The organism is Collinsella sp. wc0529, from assembly GCF_046116875.1.
In the GTDB taxonomy this organism is placed as follows: Bacteria; Actinomycetota; Coriobacteriia; order Coriobacteriales; family Coriobacteriaceae; genus Collinsella.
Genome location: NZ_JBJXBO010000002.1, coordinates 1 through 19,511 on the forward strand (window position 1 = coordinate 1; position 19,511 = coordinate 19,511).

Annotated in this window: 15 protein-coding genes; all 15 read left to right on the forward strand. The window is 60.1% G+C overall.

What is annotated here, in order from left to right:
- The first annotated feature begins 76 nt into the window (after positions 1-76).
- The 15 genes from arcA (ACKUTP_RS06595) to mraY all read left to right on the forward strand — a co-directional run bounded on the left by arcA (ACKUTP_RS06595) (position 77) and on the right by mraY (position 19,502).
- Positions 77-1,318: an arginine deiminase gene (gene arcA / locus ACKUTP_RS06595; RefSeq protein WP_349088903.1), complete on the forward strand. Its 1,242-nt coding sequence runs from the start codon at positions 77-79 to the stop codon at positions 1,316-1,318.
- 149 nt (positions 1,319-1,467) lie between these two features.
- On the forward strand, positions 1,468-2,592 hold the full coding sequence (locus ACKUTP_RS06600; RefSeq protein WP_409063886.1) for an aminotransferase: 1,125 nt from the start codon (positions 1,468-1,470) through the stop codon (positions 2,590-2,592).
- 573 nt (positions 2,593-3,165) lie between these two features.
- Positions 3,166-4,407: an arginine deiminase gene (gene arcA, locus ACKUTP_RS06605; protein ID WP_349088903.1), complete on the forward strand. Its 1,242-nt coding sequence runs from the start codon at positions 3,166-3,168 to the stop codon at positions 4,405-4,407.
- Between the two features lie 105 nt (positions 4,408-4,512).
- Positions 4,513-5,508, forward strand: coding sequence for an ornithine carbamoyltransferase (gene argF, locus ACKUTP_RS06610; RefSeq protein WP_006234279.1), 996 nt, complete (start codon positions 4,513-4,515; stop codon positions 5,506-5,508).
- Positions 5,509-5,646: 138 nt separating this feature from the next.
- A complete protein-coding gene (locus tag ACKUTP_RS06615; protein ID WP_394815226.1) occupies positions 5,647-7,134 on the forward strand; it encodes a YfcC family protein in 1,488 nt (495 codons plus the stop codon).
- Positions 7,135-7,739: 605 nt separating this feature from the next.
- Positions 7,740-9,221, forward strand: coding sequence for a DUF1846 domain-containing protein (locus tag ACKUTP_RS06620; RefSeq protein WP_006234276.1), 1,482 nt, complete (start codon positions 7,740-7,742; stop codon positions 9,219-9,221).
- 256 nt (positions 9,222-9,477) lie between these two features.
- A complete protein-coding gene (locus tag ACKUTP_RS06625; protein WP_040358312.1) occupies positions 9,478-9,816 on the forward strand; it encodes a hypothetical protein in 339 nt (112 codons plus the stop codon).
- A gap of 178 nt (positions 9,817-9,994) precedes the next feature.
- Positions 9,995-11,656, forward strand: a complete 1,662-nt coding sequence (locus ACKUTP_RS06630; protein WP_006234274.1) for a CTP synthase — start codon at positions 9,995-9,997, stop codon at positions 11,654-11,656.
- 2 nt (positions 11,657-11,658) lie between these two features.
- A complete protein-coding gene (gene xerD, locus ACKUTP_RS06635; RefSeq protein ID WP_171025140.1) occupies positions 11,659-12,600 on the forward strand; it encodes a site-specific tyrosine recombinase XerD in 942 nt (313 codons plus the stop codon).
- Positions 12,601-13,062: 462 nt separating this feature from the next.
- A complete protein-coding gene (locus tag ACKUTP_RS06640) occupies positions 13,063-13,497 on the forward strand; it encodes a division/cell wall cluster transcriptional repressor MraZ (RefSeq protein WP_006234269.1) in 435 nt (144 codons plus the stop codon).
- 20 nt (positions 13,498-13,517) lie between these two features.
- Positions 13,518-14,483 carry a 16S rRNA (cytosine(1402)-N(4))-methyltransferase RsmH gene (gene rsmH / locus ACKUTP_RS06645; protein ID WP_409063887.1) on the forward strand — a complete coding sequence of 322 codons (966 nt, stop codon included), beginning with the start codon at positions 13,518-13,520 and terminating at the stop codon, positions 14,481-14,483.
- 90 nt (positions 14,484-14,573) lie between these two features.
- On the forward strand, positions 14,574-15,044 hold the full coding sequence (locus ACKUTP_RS06650; protein ID WP_022094483.1) for a hypothetical protein: 471 nt from the start codon (positions 14,574-14,576) through the stop codon (positions 15,042-15,044).
- Between the two features lie 182 nt (positions 15,045-15,226).
- Complete coding sequence (locus ACKUTP_RS06655) at positions 15,227-16,927, forward strand: peptidoglycan D,D-transpeptidase FtsI family protein (RefSeq protein WP_409063888.1); 1,701 nt, start codon at positions 15,227-15,229, stop codon at positions 16,925-16,927.
- A gap of 127 nt (positions 16,928-17,054) precedes the next feature.
- Positions 17,055-18,479, forward strand: coding sequence for a UDP-N-acetylmuramoyl-tripeptide--D-alanyl-D-alanine ligase (gene murF / locus ACKUTP_RS06660; protein ID WP_409063889.1), 1,425 nt, complete (start codon positions 17,055-17,057; stop codon positions 18,477-18,479).
- Positions 18,480-18,482: 3 nt separating this feature from the next.
- Positions 18,483-19,502, forward strand: coding sequence for a phospho-N-acetylmuramoyl-pentapeptide-transferase (mraY, locus tag ACKUTP_RS06665; RefSeq protein ID WP_006234262.1), 1,020 nt, complete (start codon positions 18,483-18,485; stop codon positions 19,500-19,502).
- Positions 19,503-19,511 lie beyond the last annotated feature (9 nt).

A 19,511-nucleotide genomic window follows, 5' to 3' on the forward strand; every position in this document is an offset into this window, starting at 1 on the left:
GTCAGCAATAACGCCTCACACGGAGGGGCGCTAACGAATCGGCCCTGACAAGGGCCCGAAAGAAAGGTAGGAGGCCATGACGAAAGGTCTGCACGTGCCTTCCGAGATCGGCAAGCTCAGGAAGGTCTGCCTGCACCGTCCCGGCGACGAGCTCCTCAACCTGCCGCCCGACGAGCTCGAGCGACTCCTGTTCGACGACGTCCCGTTCCTGGAGGTCGCGCAGCAGGAGCACGACACCTTCGCCCAGATCCTGAGGGACCAGGGCGTGGAGGTCCTCTATCTCGAGAACCTCGTCGCCGAGGTGTTCGACCAGGTCCCCGGCGCCCGCGCCGAGTTCACCGACCAGTACATCGCCGAGGCCGGCATCCGCGGCCAGCACATGCCGCAGATCGTCCGCGAGAAGCTGGACTCCATCGAGGACAACCTCGAGTTCGTCAAGAAGACCATGGCCGGCATGACCAAGTCCGAGATCGACATGCCCCTCACGGCGTCCACGACCCTCGACTCCCTGGTCAACTCCGAGTCCGAGTCCGACCTGATCATCGACCCGATGCCCAACCTCTACTTCACCCGCGACCCGTTCGCGGTCATCGGCGAGGGCGTCAACCTCAACCGCATGTACTCGGTCACCCGCAACCGCGAGACCCTGTACGGCAAGTACGTCTTCAAGTACCACCCCGACTACAAGGACGTCTCGCTGTACTTCCGCCGCGACTGCCAGTTCCACACCGAGGGCGGCGACGTGCTGAACATCAACGAGAAGACCCTCGCCGTCGGCATCTCCCAGCGCACCCAGGCCGCCGCGATCGACGTCATGGCCCAGAACATCTTCTGGAACTCCGACTCCAAGGTCGAGCGCATCCTGGCCTTCGACATCCCGGTCTCGCGCGCCTTCATGCACCTCGACACGGTCTTCACCCAGATCGACGTCGATAAGTTCACGATCCACCCCGCCATCATGGGCACCCTGCGCGTCTACGAGCTGACCGCCGGCAAGAACCCGGGCGACGTGAACATCCGCCTGATCGAGGACACCCTCGAGCACGTCCTGGAGGACGCCACCGGCGTCGACCAGGTCAAGCTGATCCCCTGCGGCGGCGGCGACCCGATCGCGGCCTCCCGCGAGCAGTGGAACGACGGCTCCAACACCCTGTGCGTCGAGCCCGGCAAGATCTGCGTCTACGCCCGCAACACCGTCACCAACGACGTGCTGTACAAGGAGGGCCTGGACCTTCTCGTCGTGCCCTCCGCCGAGCTCTCCCGCGGCCGCGGCGGCCCGCGCTGCATGAGCATGCCCTTCTGGCGCGAGGACCTCTAGGGTCTTCTAGGACCCGTACAGGTCTTAATACATACATCTAGCTGCCATTAGATGTCTCCCATTGGGGCGGTGCGGGTTTTCGCACCGCCCCAATCTTGTATGAGGAACGTCAACACGATTGGATGACTGCTTTTGTAAGGAGCTTGGCCATGGACATCAAGACGATTGGCGTTGAGGAATGGCTCAACGTTTGGGAGAAGAGTGCCACGTGGGACATCGCCCAGTCGACGATCTCGTCGCTCACCATGGGCGAGCTGCGCGCGCTCGATGAGCAGGACGGCGCCACGTTCTACGAGCGCCTGGACCGCGAGAAGATGAACTACGGCTGGATCGAGGGCTCGCCGGAGTTTAAGGCCGAGGTTGCCAAGCTGTATCGTCGGGAGGTCAATCCCGATCACATTCTGCAGACCAATGGCTGCACGGGCGCTAACCTCAACGCCATCATGGCTGTGGTCGAGCCCGGCGACCATGTTATCGCCGAGTGGCCCACCTATGCGCCGCTCTACGAGATTCCGCGCACGCTGGGCGCCGAGGTCGAGTATTGGGAGCTTCGCGAGGAACTCGGCTGGAAGCCCGATATCGAGGAACTCAAGCGCTTGGTGCGCCCCAACACCAAGCTTATCTGCATAAACAACGCATCGAACCCCATCGGTACGGTGCTCGATGCCGATATGCTCGGTCAGATTGCCGAGATCGCCCGCTCGGTGGGCGCCTACGTGCTGTGCGACGAGGTATATCTGCCGCTCGAAAACACTGAGTCCTTTATGTCGATGGTCGACGTGTACGAGAGGGCCATTGTCACCAACTCGTTGTCGAAGACCTATTCGACGCCTGCGGCCCGCGTGGGCTGGGTCGTCGCGGACGAAGAGTTGTCCAACCGCATCCGCACCTACCGCGACTACACCATGATCTGCGGTGGCGTGTTTAACAATGCTTTGGCGACCTACGTGCTCGAGCACAAGGGCAAGATTCTCGAGCGCAACCGCGATATCGTGTTTGGCAACCGCGATATCGCACAGGCTTGGATCGATACGCAGCAGCGTGTCTCCTGGACGGCCCCGCAGGGCGTGTCCACCTCGTTTATCCAGTTGGATATTCCCGAGGATGACGAGGAGTTCTGCAGGCGCCTGCTGTCCGAGAGGGGAGTGCTGCTGGTCCCCGGTAGCCGTTTTGAGCTTCCCTGCGGCGCACGCCTGGGCTACTGCGCGAGCGAGGACGTTCTGCGCGAGGGCCTGAGACTTTTGGGCGAGGCACTGGCGGAGTTCGATCGCTAGGATTCCGATGGTCTTCGGGGGCCTTATCCAAATTAGCCGAAGATAATCGAAAACGGACTCGTTTCCCTAGGGGAAGCGAGTCCGTTTTTCTATACCGAGAAGTCAAGTTGTTACAAATGGGGCCGTAAAGCGAGCCGGTATCCGCTGGGCCTTATACTGAGTTTCCGGTGAACGGTATCAAGCGTCTGGTAAACGGTAATTTATTTACCAGAAATGAATAGGACAAACTTTTTTCTGAATAAAAGTGAAAATGGTTGAGACGCGGTGTGAACCGCTAATTCTATTCATAGCTTTATTGGAAATATGCAATTTGAGGATGGTTTAACAAAGTTTAGTTCCATTTGATTTTAGGATTAAAACGCGTTTAAGCACGTAAATACGCTTTATTAAGATGAAGTGTGCCATGCGTGAAGTATATGTGTATGCCGTTCACTCCCTATAAAAAACCGTTCGGGGGCAAGGTGGAAGTATGAGCTGATTTTGGATATAAATATGTCGTCAGCAATAACGCCTCACACGGAGGGGCGCTAACGAATCGGCCCTGACAAGGGCCCGAAAGAAAGGTAGGAGGCCATGACGAAAGGTCTGCACGTGCCTTCCGAGATCGGCAAGCTCAGGAAGGTCTGCCTGCACCGTCCCGGCGACGAGCTCCTCAACCTGCCGCCCGACGAGCTCGAGCGACTCCTGTTCGACGACGTCCCGTTCCTGGAGGTCGCGCAGCAGGAGCACGACACCTTCGCCCAGATCCTGAGGGACCAGGGCGTGGAGGTCCTCTATCTCGAGAACCTCGTCGCCGAGGTGTTCGACCAGGTCCCCGGCGCCCGCGCCGAGTTCACCGACCAGTACATCGCCGAGGCCGGCATCCGCGGCCAGCACATGCCGCAGATCGTCCGCGAGAAGCTGGACTCCATCGAGGACAACCTCGAGTTCGTCAAGAAGACCATGGCCGGCATGACCAAGTCCGAGATCGACATGCCCCTCACGGCGTCCACGACCCTCGACTCCCTGGTCAACTCCGAGTCCGAGTCCGACCTGATCATCGACCCGATGCCCAACCTCTACTTCACCCGCGACCCGTTCGCGGTCATCGGCGAGGGCGTCAACCTCAACCGCATGTACTCGGTCACCCGCAACCGCGAGACCCTGTACGGCAAGTACGTCTTCAAGTACCACCCCGACTACAAGGACGTCTCGCTGTACTTCCGCCGCGACTGCCAGTTCCACACCGAGGGCGGCGACGTGCTGAACATCAACGAGAAGACCCTCGCCGTCGGCATCTCCCAGCGCACCCAGGCCGCCGCGATCGACGTCATGGCCCAGAACATCTTCTGGAACTCCGACTCCAAGGTCGAGCGCATCCTGGCCTTCGACATCCCGGTCTCGCGCGCCTTCATGCACCTCGACACGGTCTTCACCCAGATCGACGTCGATAAGTTCACGATCCACCCCGCCATCATGGGCACCCTGCGCGTCTACGAGCTGACCGCCGGCAAGAACCCGGGCGACGTGAACATCCGCCTGATCGAGGACACCCTCGAGCACGTCCTGGAGGACGCCACCGGCGTCGACCAGGTCAAGCTGATCCCCTGCGGCGGCGGCGACCCGATCGCGGCCTCCCGCGAGCAGTGGAACGACGGCTCCAACACCCTGTGCGTCGAGCCCGGCAAGATCTGCGTCTACGCCCGCAACACCGTCACCAACGACGTGCTGTACAAGGAGGGCCTGGACCTTCTCGTCGTGCCCTCCGCCGAGCTCTCCCGCGGCCGCGGCGGCCCGCGCTGCATGAGCATGCCCTTCTGGCGCGAGGACCTCTAAGTCTTTCCGTTTCCGGTGCGGTCCCCCTACAACCGCACCGGCTTCGCCCGTTAAACGGGCAACACTAATACTTACGTAATTCATTTCTTCGAAAGGAATCGAACCATGGGTGTTAACCTCTCCGGCCGTAGCTTCCTCAAGCTTCTCGACCTCACCACCGAGGAGATCGAGTACCTGCTCAAGCTCTCCAAGAACTTCAAGGATATGAAGCGCGCTGGCGTTCCGCACCGCTATCTCGAGGGCAAGAATATCGTTCTGCTCTTCCAGAAGACCTCCACTCGTACCCGCTGCGCCTTCGAGGTCGGCGGCATGGATCTGGGCATGGGCGTCACCTACCTCGATCCGGGTTCGTCGCAGATGGGCAAGAAGGAGTCCATCGAGGACACCGCCCGCGTTCTCGGCCGCATGTATGACGGCATCGAGTTCCGTGGCTTTGCCCAGGACGACGTCGAGGAGCTCGCTGCTAAGTCCGGCGTGCCCGTGTGGAACGGCCTGACCACCGAGTGGCACCCCACCCAGATGCTCGCCGACATCCTGACCGTCCAGGAGAACTTCAACTACGACATCAAGGGCAAGACCCTCGTCTTCATGGGCGACTGCAAGAACAATGTCGCTCGCTCCCTCATGGTCGTCTGCTCCAAGCTCGGCATGAACTTCGTGGCCTGCGGCCCCGAGGAGTGCATGCCCGCTGACGACGTCATCGAGGCCTGCAAGCCCATCGCCGAGGCTAACGGCTGCACCATCAAGCTGACCACCGACGTCAAGGACGGCGTCACCGGTGCCGACGTTATCTACACCGACGTGTGGGTCTCCATGGGCGAGCCCGACGAGGTCTGGGCCGAGCGCATCGCTCAGCTCACCCCGTATCGTGTCACCTCCGAGGTCATGGCTATGGCCAACCCGGGTGCTATCTTCCTGCACTGCCTGCCCAGCTTCCACGATACCAACACCACCATTGGCGCCGAGAAGTGCGAGCAGTTCGGCATCACCGAGCAGGAGGTCACCGACGAGGTCTTCGAGAGCCCCGCTTCCAAGGTCTTCGACGAGGCCGAGAACCGCATGCACACCATCAAGGCTGTCATGTACGCCACGCTCAAGTAAGAGCATCTAGCATCTCGCTCGGGGTGTATTGCTGCACACCCCGAGCGGTTTTATCTGGTAATAATCTCGCAACAAGCGGCAGGCACGGCACGGAAGAGCCGCTTCTGGCGAGATCAGTAAATGATTTATGAAGGGGGGATGAGAACTATGACTGAGACCGCTAAGAAAAAGCGCGGTATGCCTTCATCGTTCACCATTCTTCTTGCTCTGCTGGCAATTGTCGCAGTGATTACCGTTATCGTCTCCGGCACGTCCGGCGGCGCGGTTACTGCCGCCCGTCTGAGCGATTTCTGCACCGCCCCGATTAAGGGCTTCGCTGACGCTCTGCCCGTCTGCCTCTTCGTTATGATCCTGGGCGGCTTCCTCGGCATGATGACCGAGACCGGCGCCCTGGACAACGGCATCGCCGTTCTGGTGCAGAAGCTTAAGGGCAACGAGATTATGCTCATTCCCGTGCTGATGCTCATCTTCTCCCTCGGTGGTACCACCTATGGTATGTGCGAGGAGACCGTTCCCTTCTACGCCCTGCTCGCCGCTACCATGATGGCTGCTGGCTTCGACCCCATGGTCGGTGCCGCTACCGTCCTGCTCGGCGCTGGCTGCGGCTGCCTGGGCTCCACGGTTAACCCGTTCGCCGTCGGCGCTGCCGTCGACGCTCTGACCGGCGTTGGCATTGAGGTCAACCAGTCCATCATCATCGGCCTCGGTGCCGTCCTGTGGATTGTCACTACCGCTATGTCCATCTTCTTCGTGATGAGCTACGCCAAGAAGGTCAAGGCTGACAAGGGTTCCACCATCCTGTCGATGCAGGAGCTCAAGGACGCCGAAGAGGCTCACGGCAAGGCTGCTTCCGAGGTCCACAAGGAGGTCAAGCTCACCGGTCGTCAGAAGGGTGTTCTGATCGCCTTCGCCTTCACCTTCGTCGTCATGATCGTCGGCTTCATTCCGCTGGCCGACCTCAACGAGGGCGTCGCCAACTTCTTCGACGCTGGCGCTGTCTACGACGCCGACGGTAACGCCGTCGTCCAGGGCTGGTCTGCCCTGATCACCGGCCTGCCCATTGGCCAGTGGTACTTCGACGAGGCTTCCACCTGGTTCTTCCTCATGGCCGTCCTGATCGGTATCATCGGTGGCCTGTCCGAGAAGCAGATCGTTAACACCTTCATCACCGGCGCTGCCGACATGATGTCCGTTGTTCTCGTCATCGCCCTCGCCCGTGGTATCTCCGTCCTCATGGCTAACACCGGCCTCGATGTCTTCGTCCTCGACGCTGCTGCCAATGCCCTGGCTGGCCTGTCCGGCGTGATCTTCGCTCCCATGAGCTTCCTGGTCTACTTCGGCCTGTCCTTCCTGATCCCCTCGACCTCCGGTATGGCCACCGTCTCCATGCCCATCATGGGACCGCTGGCTGTTAAGCTCGGCTTCTCGCCTGAGGTCATGGTCATGATCTTCTCCGCCGCCATCGGTGTCGTGAACCTGTTCACCCCGACCTCCGGCGCCATCATGGGCGGTCTCGCCCTGGCCAAGATCGAGTGGACGACCTGGCTCAAGTTTGCCCTTAAGCTCATCGTCGCTCTCTCCGTCGTCTGCGCCGTCATCCTGACCGTCGCCTGCGTGCTGATCTAAGTACCCAACGGGTACCCCACGGAAACCTTGACGATCCTGTAAAGGATCACCTGGTCATCGTCTGTCCGGTGGGGTCAACCCACCGGTAGACTCCTACCTTTAGCCCCCTCCCGTTCCGTGCGCGGGAGGGGGCGCTCTTGTGTTCCGGCGTTTTACCAAACGCCGGAACCACTCGACGCTGCAAGCCCGCCAGAGCGAGCAAGGTGACGTTCAATCGTCGGGCATGGCCAAAAGGCCTATGCCCTCCTCTTTCACGTCACCTTGCTCGCTCTGGCGGGCTTTCGCTGACTTTTGCCCCACCTGCGGCGCTGCCATTGTTGCTGCAGGGGGACAGCTTGCTCGCTCTGGTGCCTGTTCGCTGTCCGTTCTCTGCCCGCAACGTTTCTGCTGTTGGTGCAAAGAGGTCAGATTACTTTGCGCCAAAAGGGGAAGTTGCGGTGGAATAGTTCCTGTTTGGCCGTCTTGAGGGGTTAAACGGGAACTATTTCACCGCAACTTATCGATGGCGTGTTTGGTTGGTGCCAGTTGATTGCTTGGGCGTTGGGGAGGGTCTGCTCCGTTATAATCGCCTAGAACATTAATTGGAAACGGGACGGGAGCCATACATGCGCCAGGGTTTCGACAACGCGAAGTATATCGAGCTGCAGGCTGCTCACATTAAGGAGCGCATCTCGCAGTTTGGTGGCAAGCTCTATTTGGAGTTTGGCGGTAAGCTGTTCGATGACTATCATGCGAGCCGAGTGCTGCCGGGTTTTGAACCGGACAGCAAGTTCCGCATGCTCAAGAGCATCGCCGACGATGTCGAGGTTATCATCGCGATCAACGCGAACCACATCGAGAAAAACAAGGCTCGTGGTGACCTCGGTATTACCTATGACGAGGATGTGCTGCGCCTGGTCGACCTGTTCCGCGGCAACGGCTTTGCCGTCGCGGCTGTGGTCATCACCCAGTATGCCGGCCAGCCCGCTGCCGATGTGTTCCGCAACCGCCTGAACGCGCTCGGTATTCCCGCCAAGCTGCACTATCCCATCGAGGGGTATCCGCACGATGTCGATCTGATCGTGTCCGACGATGGCTACGGCAAGAACGAGTTTGTCGAGACCACCCGACCGCTCGTCGTGGTCACTGCCCCCGGTCCGGGCTCGGGCAAGCTTGCCACCTGCCTGTCTCAGCTCTATCACGAGCACAAGCATGGCACGGCCGCCGGCTATGCCAAGTTCGAGACCTTCCCTGTCTGGAATCTTCCTCTGACGCATCCGGTCAATATTGCCTACGAGGCCGCCACGGCTGACCTCGACGACGCCAATATCATCGATTCGTTCCACCTTGAGGCCTACAACAAGACCACGGTCAACTACAACCGCGACGTCGAGGCCTTCCCGGTAGTCCGTGCCCTGATGGAAAAGATCCTGGGCAAGAGCCCCTACCAGAGCCCTACGGACATGGGCGTCAATATGGTCGGCTTTGCCATCACCGATGACGATGCCTGCCGCGACGCTTCCAAGATGGAGATCGTCCGCCGCTACTTTACCGCGGTCGAAAATGTGCGCCGTACCGGCGTGGGCGATGAGCAAGTCGACCGTCTCAAGATTATTATGAAGAAAGCCGGCATCGATAAGAACTACTCACCGGCGCGCTCGGCGGCCCTCACCAGGGAGCAGCTGACGGGTGGTCCCGTGGGTGCCATGGTCATGCCCGATGGCTCCGTGGTGACCGGCAAGACTTCCACGCGCCTGGGCGCCGCGAGCTCGCTCATCATGAATGCACTTAAGCATGTCTCGGGCGTCGACCTTGAGCTCGAGGTCATTAGCGATGAAGCGATCGAGCCCATCAGCAAGCTCAAGACGCATTTCCTGGGCAGCAAAAACCCGCGCCTCCACACCGACGAGACGCTTATGGCGCTGTCGATCACCTCGGCCACGAGTGAGACGGCCGCTCGCGTCCTTTCGGGCCTGGAGCAGCTGCGCGGTTGCGATGCCTTCTTTAGCGTGATTATCTCGCCGACGGACGAGACGGTACTGCGCAAACTGGGTATCAACGTGTGCTGCGAGCCCAAGTTTGAGCGCCGCGGTTTCTTCCATCGCTAAGTTTGAAGCACCGCGGTAATTGCATTGCATTTTGGCCGTATCGGGTTAGCGCCCGGTACGGCTTTTTGATCAATAAAGCGCCTATTTCGGCGAAAAATAGCTGTTTACCTGCCTAGAAACAATTTGAGCGGTATACAATAACCGTAACTGTTTCATCCTTAGCGGGATGCCGCATGATGGATATTACCTGCCATCGTGAGGTGTGTCGGTCGCGCACGGCGCGTTAGATGCTCGTGCTCGGTTTGAGGAGGCTGCTATGGCGGGCAAGGGTCGTGCGAGTGTCAACGATATGAAGCGTGTCGAGGTGCTGGTGTTGATGGAGATCGACCAGCAAACCGAAGACAATGGCGGGCCGTATGGTTTCTCGCGCAAAACGCTTGCCGAGCGCGTGGGGGTTTCGCCGTATCGTGCCCGCGCCGCAATCGATCGCTTGGATTCCGAAGGCATGATTGATGTCGTCTCGCGTTATAGCGACGACGGCGGTCAGCTTGCAAATGGCATTTGCCTCACCGAACGTGGCGAGTGGTATCTTGAGGGCGTCCGTACCGGCATGCTCGTTCAAGAAATGCTTGAGGACGAGGTTGCTGATCGATAGCAGCATGTAACCCTTGCCATAGCGACGCCGCCTGGGAAACCGGGCGGCGTTTTGTTTCAAGATTGAGAAATGCAATCTCACGCGAGAAAAATTGCGAACGGTCCGCGGCGCGAGTATTACAATGAAGACCCGTAAGATGTGGATAAACAACTTCTACGGGAAGCGCAGGTAACTCAATATGACCAAGCATGTGTTCGTAACCGGTGGCGTGGTTTCGTCTCTGGGCAAGGGTATCACCGCGGCCTCGCTGGGCCGTCTGCTCAAGTCGCGTGGCTACAAAGTAACGATGCAGAAGGCCGATCCGTATCTGAACGTCGACCCCGGTACCATGAGCCCCTTCCAGCATGGTGAGGTCTTCGTTACCGAGGATGGTTACGAGTCCGACCTGGACCTGGGTCATTACGAGCGCTTTATTGATGAGAACCTGACCCGCGATTCCAACTTTACGACCGGCGCCATCTATAAGAGCTTGATCGCCCGCGAGCGTCGCGGCGACTTTTTGGGCGGTACCGTGCAGGTGATTCCTCACGTCACCAATGCCATTAAGGACAAGTTCCGCCGCATCGAGGAGCAGACCGGCTCCGATGTAGTCATCACCGAGCTGGGCGGCACGATCGGCGACATCGAGTCCCAACCGTTTGTCGAGGCCATCCGTCAGTACCGCAAGGAGGCCGGCCCCGAGAACGTCTGCTATATCCACGTGTCGCTCGTTCCCTATATCGCCGCCGCCCACGAGGTCAAGACCAAGCCCACGCAGCATTCCGTCAAGGAGCTCCGCAGCTTTGGCATCCAGCCCGATATCATCGTGCTGCGCTCCGACCACCATATCGATGACGCTATCCGCGGAAAGATCGCAAGCTTCTGCGACGTCGACACCGATTGTGTCTTTACCAACGAGGACTGCGCGAGCATTTACGATGTTCCGCAGCTGCTTGCCGAGCAGGATTTTGACCTGCGCATTTGCGAGCGCCTGGGTCTGGACCCGCGTGAGCGCGACATGAGCGAGTGGAACGAGTTCCTGCGCAAACAGAACCACGCCAACCATCACGCCGACAAGGTGAAGATCGCCGTCGTGGGCAAGTACACGCAGCTGCCCGATGCGTACCTGTCGGTTATCGAGGCCCTGCACCATGCGGGCGTCTTCTACGATCGCCATGTGGACGTCCAGCTGGTCGACGGCGAGAGCCTCGACGAGCAGAATGTCTCCGAGGTTCTGGGCGACGCCTCGGGCATCCTGGTCCCCGGCGGCTTTGGCAAGCGCGCCCTGGAGGGCAAGATCCTCGCGGCCGAGTTTGCCCGTGAGCACAAGATTCCGTATCTGGGCATTTGCCTGGGTATGCAGGTGGCCGTGTGCGAATTTGCGCGCAACGTCGTCGGCCTTGCCGGCGCCAGCTCCTCCGAGTTCGATCCGGATGGCCCGTATAGCGTCATCGATCTGATGAGCTCGCAGGAGGACGTGACCGAGAAGGGCGGCACCATGCGCCTGGGCGCCTATCCGTGCAAGCTCGCCGCCGATACCCTCGCTCGCGAGGCATATGGCGAGGAACTCGTCTACGAGCGTCACCGTCATCGCTTTGAGTTCAACAACGCCTTCCGCGACCAGCTCGAGGACGCCGGTTTGGTTATCTCGGGCCTGTCGCCCGACGAGCGCCTGGTCGAGATGGTCGAGCTGCCGCGCGACGTGCATCCGTGGTATGTGGCAACCCAGGCTCATCCCGAGTTCAAGAGCCGCCCGACCAACCCGCAGCCGCTGTTCCGCGAGTTCGTGCGCGCTTCGATCGGCCAGCACGAGGGTGTCGACCGTCTGCAGGTGACGCCCATGAACCTCGCTACGGACTAAGGGTGCCGGCGAATAAGGAACATACCGAAGCTACTCCCTCGTCGCTCGCCGTGGCGGCGGGGGAGTATCTCGATTACCTCGCGGTCGAGCGGGGTTTGGCGCGCAACACGATTGCGGCCTATCGTCGTGACCTGACGACGTACTGCGCCTATCTGGAGCGGGCGGGTATTGTGTCTTTTGAAGAGGTGACTCGTCAGGTCGTGGAGGGCTTTGTTGCCGACCGTCGCGATGGGGGCTATTCCGATGCCTCAGTGGAGCGTGCGCTTGCGGCCGTGAAGGGCCTGCATGCCTTTTTGGTGCGCGATGGGGCTGTGGCCCAAAATCCAACGGCGGCGTTGCGCCTGCCTAAAAAGGCTGAGCGTTTGCCGGAGTATCTATCGGTGGAGGATGTCTCGGCGCTGCTCGATCAAGACTTTCCCGAGGGCGAGATGGGCTTGCGCGACCATGCCATCTTGGAAGTGCTCTACGGATGCGGTTTACGTGTGAGCGAGTTGGTGGGGCTCGATGTGGGCGATATCCATATCGACGATGGCTTTGTGCTCGTTCGCGGTAAGGGCTCAAAGGAACGCCTGTCACCGCTGGTGGGAAGCGCGGCGCGAGCTCTGACGCTCTATGTAACTGAGGGGCGTTCCCGCTTGGCGGCCCATGCCCGCGGAACCGAGACCTCGGCGGTCTTTTTAAATAAGAACGGCCGCCGTCTGTCACGCCAGGGCATCCATGCCATCTGTGAGCGCTATGGGCGCCAGGTGGGGCTGGTGGGACTCCATCCCCATACGCTGCGTCACTCCTTTGCCACCCATATGCTTGCGGGCGGCGCAGACCTCCGTGTGCTACAGGAGATCTTGGGACATGCCGATATATCGACCACGCAGGTCTACACGCATGTCGATCGTACGCAACTGACCGAGGTCTATCTGGCGGCGCACCCGCTGGCGCATCGTTAACTCATCGCTGACCTGCAAATTTATAGGTATTTGGGGACGGGCCCCAGATTGCCACGGCGTGCTTTTGCGCGCGCATGGGCAATCTGGGGCCCGTCCCATTTTTCGCCACTTGGCGTCGCGGTGGTGGGCCGCACGTGCCTTGGGTGGGGGAGTTTGGGGACGATGTGAACGGCATGTAAAGGGACGTAAAAATCGCCTCAAGGTCAACTTGAAGGTTGAGGTTCGCGGGTGTGGTTCTACAGGTGGCATCACGCCTTTGCTGAAAACACAACATATTGTGTTTTCGAACATATGCTTGGGGGTGTTTTGCAATATATGGTGAGTGGAGTGGTGGGGCGGGGTGGGGGAAGGGGTGGGGAAAGGTGTTGAAAAATGGGGCAGTTCCCCATATTATTGATGACGTCGACAGGCGGGGTGGTTCCCCGCGTACGTGCCATCTGAGTAACCGAGGGGAGGGCGCACATGGGAATGACTGGTGCATACGAGCGCAATCTCGATGCAAAAGGTCGTCTGTCCCTGCCTGCACCCCTTCGCGAGGAGCTTGGAGAGCACGTTCGCGTGTTCAAAGCCCTGGATGTCGATGCTCTGTACGTGTTCTCTGCCGAGGCCTTCGATAAGTGGGTCGAAGGACTCTTCGCGGGTCGTGAGGGCCACGAGGGTTTTAACCCGCGTGACATTAATGACCAGAAGCTCATGAGGGCGATCAACAAGCGCACCACGTCGATGGACGTGGACAGCGCCGGTCGTATCGGTCTTTCCGAGTCTCTCCGCAAGCAGGCGAACCTCGACCGCGAGGTCACGGTTGTGGGCAACTACGACCACCTTGAGGTTTGGGATCGCGCCGCGGCCGATGAGGACGATGACGATGAGGCCCTGCTGGACCTCTTCTTCTCGTAAGGGCAAGGCACGGGTAACGGATGGAGCGTGGGATCTTGACACAAGAATATCGGCATGAACCTGTCATGCTCGGCGAAGTGCTTGAGTCGCTGCGGCTAAAGAGCGGCTCCGTTGTCTGCGATTGCACCCTTGGCGGTGCCGGCCATTCGGTAAAGATGGCCGCGCAGGTGGGGGAGACGGGCCTTTTGCTCGGCGTCGATCAGGACGACATGGCCCTAGAGGCCGCTGGCGCCCGTCTGGACCGCGAGGTTCCCGGCGTTCCGCACCGGCTGCTGAAGGGCAACTTCGGCGACTTGGACGAGCTGCTTTGCTCGGCCGAGGTGCCCGGGGTCGATGGCTTCCTGTTCGATTTGGGCGTTTCGTCACCGCAACTCGATATCCCTGGCAGGGGCTTTTCGTATAACGAGGACGCCCCATTGGACATGCGGATGGATCCGGGCAATAACACCTTAAACGCAGCTGAGGTCATCAACACCTATAACGAACACGACCTCGCCCGGATTCTACGCGTCTACGGCGAAGAGAAGTTCGCCTCGCAGATCGCGCGCGAGATCGTGCGCCGCCGCGAGCAAGAACCGATCGAAACCACCGGCCAATTTGTCGAGATCATCAAGGCGGGTATCCCGGCTGCCGCTCGTCGGCATGGTGGACACCCGGCCAAGAAAAGTTTCCAGGCCATTCGCATCGAGGTCAATCACGAGCTCGATGTACTCGAACGAGGGCTTGATGCCGCCACCAGGTGGCTCAACCCGGGCGGACGTATCTGCGTCATCTCGTATCACTCGCTCGAGGACCGTATCGTTAAGAACCACTTTAAGGAGATGAGCCAGGAGTGCACGTGTCCGCCGGAGATTCCGGTGTGCGTGTGCGGCAACGTGCCGATACTCAAGGTCATCACGCGCAAACCCTTGGTTGCCCAGCCTGATGAGGTTGAGCGCAACCCTCGGGCGAGATCAGCCAAAATTCGCGTGGCACAGCGTCTGTAGGCGCGACCGCGCGATATTGGACCTCCCGCTCGCACCATAAACGAAGCTTAAACACACTACCAACGTACTCGGGATGGGAGGCGGCATATCATGGGCTACAACACTTCAAGCGCAGCACTCGCCTATGATATGAACGCCATGCCCGCCTATCGTGAGACGCCGCAGGCCCCCGTTGCTCCCCGTGAGCAGCGCACGCCGCGCTTTGATGTCTACACGGGCGCGGGCCGTCAGGCAAACCAGGCGGTAAGCCCGGTTTTCATGAGCGTTCTTAAAACGTTTTGCATCATTGCGGCTATCTTCATGACGATCGGCGTCGCCCGCGTGGCGCTCGCCGGCGTTACGGCCCAGGTGCTCAACAGCAACGCCGAGCTTACCAACACGCTCGAAAAAGCGACCGATGAGAGCTCCGACCTGGAGGTCATGCATTCGGTCTATGGCGCCGACACGCGCATTCGCGACCTTGCGGGCGCTTATGGCATGGTGGAGCCCAGCGAGAGCGTTACACTTGACTTTTCGCAGGATGCAGCCGCGGGCGCCAACGCGACCGCGACCGCTCAGTAGCAAGACGGTAGCTGAGTATGACAAATGACTATCGCCGCGGTTCCGATGGGGGCCGCGGTTCTGGACGTCCCTCGTCGCGGGGACGTTCTGGTTATCAAGGAACGGGTCGGCAATCTTACAACGCCGGGCAGTCCCGTGGCAACGACCCGGCGTCGCGACTTCGCGGCTCGGGCGGCCCTCAAGTGCATAACACCAGGTCGCGCAAGAGTTCGTCGACCGAATGGCTCACAGGCGCGCCTCTGCCTCGCCGCAAAGCCGTCATGGGCTTCATTGGGCTTGGCTTGGGCTTGGGCGTCTTTCGCCTTGCCGACTATCAAATTGTCGAAGCCGATAAACTGCGCGAGCGTGCCGATGCGCGCCGCCTGCTTGCGCAGACCCTCTATGCCAAACGTGGCACCGTCTACGACCGCAATGGTAACGTGCTGGCGTCGTCGGTCGAATGTCGCAACATCGCCGTGAACCCGCAGCTTGTCGAGGATGTTGACAAGACGGTGTCGGCGCTGGTCAAGGCAACTGGAATCGATAAAAAGACCTGCCGCAAGCTCGTTGAGTCCGATGGAACCTGGGTGTATATCAAGCGCCAGGTGGACGAAGACGATGTTGCGGCGCTGGAGAAGAAGAACCTGCCCGGCGTGCTTTTTGAGCAGGCCATGAAGCGCGTATATCCATACGGCAATCTGGCATCGCAGGTGCTGGGTGTAGTGAATGTAGACAACGACGGCTTGACGGGTCTCGAAAAGCAATACAACAAGCTTCTGACCGGCACGAACGGTTCTCTCGTACGCGAGCGCGCGAGGGACGGCAGCTATATCGCGGGCGGTGCCTATAAAAAGGTGGCTGCGGTCGACGGCGTTGATATCGTGACGACGCTCGACGTCAATATCCAGCGTGCGGCCGAGGATGCCCTGGCAGAGGCAGTTGAGAAGACTAAGGCCAAGAACGGCTCGGCGCTGGTCACCGATCCTACGACAGGCGAGATTTTGGCAGCCTGCTCGTACCCGACCTACGACCAGACCGATCTGGAGAATGCCAAGACCGAGGATATGAATCTGCGCCTGGTCACCGACGCCTACGAGCCCGGCTCGGTCTTTAAGACGCTCGTGGCGGGCGCCGGCTTCGACTTGGGCGTCGTGCGATCGAGTACGTCGTTTGAGGTGCCGGCGAGCATCAAGGTGGGCGACGATACCGTCACCGATGCCGACAAGCGCGACTATGCCATGACCATGGATGTGCGCGAGATGATGCGCCGTTCGTCCAACGTGGGCTTTGTCCTAGTGGGGCGCAAGATCGGTGCCGACGACTTTGCCGCCTATGTGGACAAGTGGGGCATCGGTCACAGCTCGGGTGTCGATTTTCCGGGAGAGAGCCTGGGTATCGTCAAGGAGCGTGACCAGTATGACGGCGCCACGCTGGGCTCGATGAGCTTTGGACAGGCACTGTCCGTCTCGCCAATTGAGATCGCACGTGCCGTGGGCGGCATCGCCAACGGCGGCGTGATGATGACCCCGCACTTCTATAAGTCCAGCAAAGGCGACGAGAAGGACTGGGGCGAAGGCGAGCGCGCGATTTCTGAGGATGCCGCATCCCAGGTGACATCGTGCATGCAGACGGTCGTGTCCGAGGGAACGGGCGTTGGCGGCGCGGTTGACGGCTATGACGTGGCGGGTAAGACCGGTACGGCCGAACGTGCCGACGAGAACGGCGGCTACCTCAAGGAGAACTACATGTCGTCCTTTATGGGCTTTGCACCGGCACAATCGCCCAAGGTGCTGTGCTATATCACGCTCGACGGAACGCCGAGCGGCTCGGATGCCGCTGCGGTGCCGTTCCAGTCCATTATGGCCAACGCGCTCGACGTGCTGGGTATCCCGCACACGAAGTAGGGGGTTACAATCTTTGGGGCGTGGTTTGTTGTCCCATATGAGGGGTGTTCACATGCCCTGCACCACGCATGCGCGGCGCTGGGATACAATACGCCGATAGCATTATTAGGTTTACAGGGGAGCTGCAATGATAGAGATCGCCGTCAACAACCTCGTGGCCGCAACAGGGGCCCGAACCGTGACGGGAGAAGCCGATCGGGTATGCCGCGGGTGCGTTATCGACTCGCGTCAGGTCGAGGAAGGGACGATTTTCGTCGCCTTTCCCGGTGAAAACGTCGACGGCAATGATTTTGCTTCCCGTGCCGTCCAGTCGGGTGCCGGCGCCGTCGTGATGACGCGTGAGCCCGAGGCCGAGCTGGTCTCGCTGGCGCAGGACAAGGGGTGCGCCATCCTGCTGACCGATGATCCCGAGGAGTTTCTGCTGCGTTTGGCGCACACGTATCGCCTGGAGCTTGGCTGCCTGGTCGTTGGCATTACCGGTTCCATCGGCAAGACGACGACCAAGGACGTGCTCGCCGCCGTGCTCGGCAAGCGCTATCGTGTCTGGGCCACCAAGGGCAATTTCAATAACCTGATCGGCATGCCGCTCACGGTGCTTTCCGCTCCGGCCGATACCGAGGTCCTGGTGCTCGAGATGGGCATGAACCATTTCCACGAGATTGAGCGCCTGTCCCAGTCCGCCAATCCCAACCTTGCCATCGTGAGCAAGATTGGTACCTCTCACATCGGCATTTTGGGCAGCCGCGAGAACATCGCCCGCGCTAAGGCCGAGATTGTCCAGGGTATGCGCGCCGCCGGCGACTATTTGCCGCTGCTGGTTTTGGGCGGCGAGGACGACTTTACGCCGTTCATTCGCGATACGTTCGCCCAGCCTGCTGGTATCGACGTGATGCTGGCCGGCGTCTCGGACGATGATGAGGTCCGTGCCCGCGACATTCGTGTTGATGACGAGGGCCGTCCGGTCTTTACGCTCGATTTTGGCCAGGGCGAGACGATCGATACCATGCTTGCCATCCCCGGCGTGCAGTCCGTCCCAAATGCCGTTAAGGCCGCCGCGGTTGCCTATCGCCTGAGCCTGACGCCCGAGCAGATCGATGCTGCCTTTAGGGGCCTCACGATCACCGGTCACCGCCAGGAGATCAAGCGCGCCAAGAGCGGTGCCCGCGTCATCGACGATTCCTATAACGCCAGTGCCGAATCCATGGCAGCCGGTCTCGACCTGCTGTGCTCGCTTTCGTGCACGGGGTCTCGTATGGCGATTCTGGGCGAGATGGGCGAGATGGGCGATGAGGCTCCTCGCATGCATGAGCTCGTGGGCGCCTATGCCGCCGCCAAGAAGCTCGACATGCTGGCGTGCGTGGGTGGTGAGCTGGCCCAGCTTATGGCCGATGCCGCGCGCATGATGGGTATGGATGAGGACCGCATCCAGGTGTTTTCCGATTATCAACAGGTGCTTGACCGTATGGGCGGCGCACTTGAAAAACATGATGTTGTACTGGTCAAGGGTTCCCGTTTTGTTGAGCTCGACCGCTTTGTGGAAGGTGTGTGCTAGCCCATGTTCGGCAATCCCTCGTATCCCACGTATCAGGCTTTTTTGGGGCTTGGCATCGCCGCTGCCATTGCGCTGCTGCTCATGCCGTGGTGGATCAAGCTACTCAAGGTCGAGGGTATCGGCCAGCAGGTTCGTGCCGACGGCCCCAAGCGTCATTTGGTTAAGCAGGGAACGCCCACCATGGGTGGCGTTGTCATCCTCGTCGCGATCTCGCTGACCTGTCTGCTGATGGGCAAGCTCACCACCGAGCTCGTGCTCGTGCTGCTCGCCACGCTGGCGACCGGCGTGCTGGGCCTGATCGACGACCTGACCTCCGTTACGCATGGGCGCTCGCTCGGTCTGACGCCCCATGCCAAGATGATCGGCCTAACCATTATCTGTGTCACCTTTACGGTGCTCGCCGTCAACTGGTGCGGCGTCGCCCCCGAGATTCGTTTTCCCGGCGGCCTGACGATTGACCTCGGTGTTCTTTCGACCACCATCTGCGGCCTTTCGTTCCCGTGGCTCTACATTGTCTTTTGCTGGCTGATGATTGCCGGTCTTTCCAATGCCGTGAACCTGACCGATGGCCTTGACGGTCTTGCTGGCGGCACCTCCATGATTGCCATGCTTGCCATGGCCGCCATGGCGTTTTTGCACGGAGACGTGAACCTGTCCATCTTCTGTACCGCGTGTGCCGGTGCCTGCTTGGGCTTTCTGTGGTTCAACTGCTATCCGGCGAGCATCTTTATGGGCGATACCGGCTCGCTTGCCCTGGGCGCCGCGTTTGCCTGCACGTCCATCATGACCAACACCGAGGTCGTCTCCCTCATCATCGGCGGCCTGTTTATCGTTGAGACCCTGTCGGTCATGATTCAGGTTGTCTACTTCCACTTTACGCACAAGCGCGTCTTCCTTATGGCGCCCATCCATCATCATTTCGAAAAGAAGGGCTGGGCCGAGACCAAGGTCGTCATCCGTTTTTGGATTATCGCTGCGGCCTTTGGTGCCGTTGGCCTTGCCCTGTTCTTCCAGTTGGGATAGTGGTCTTTC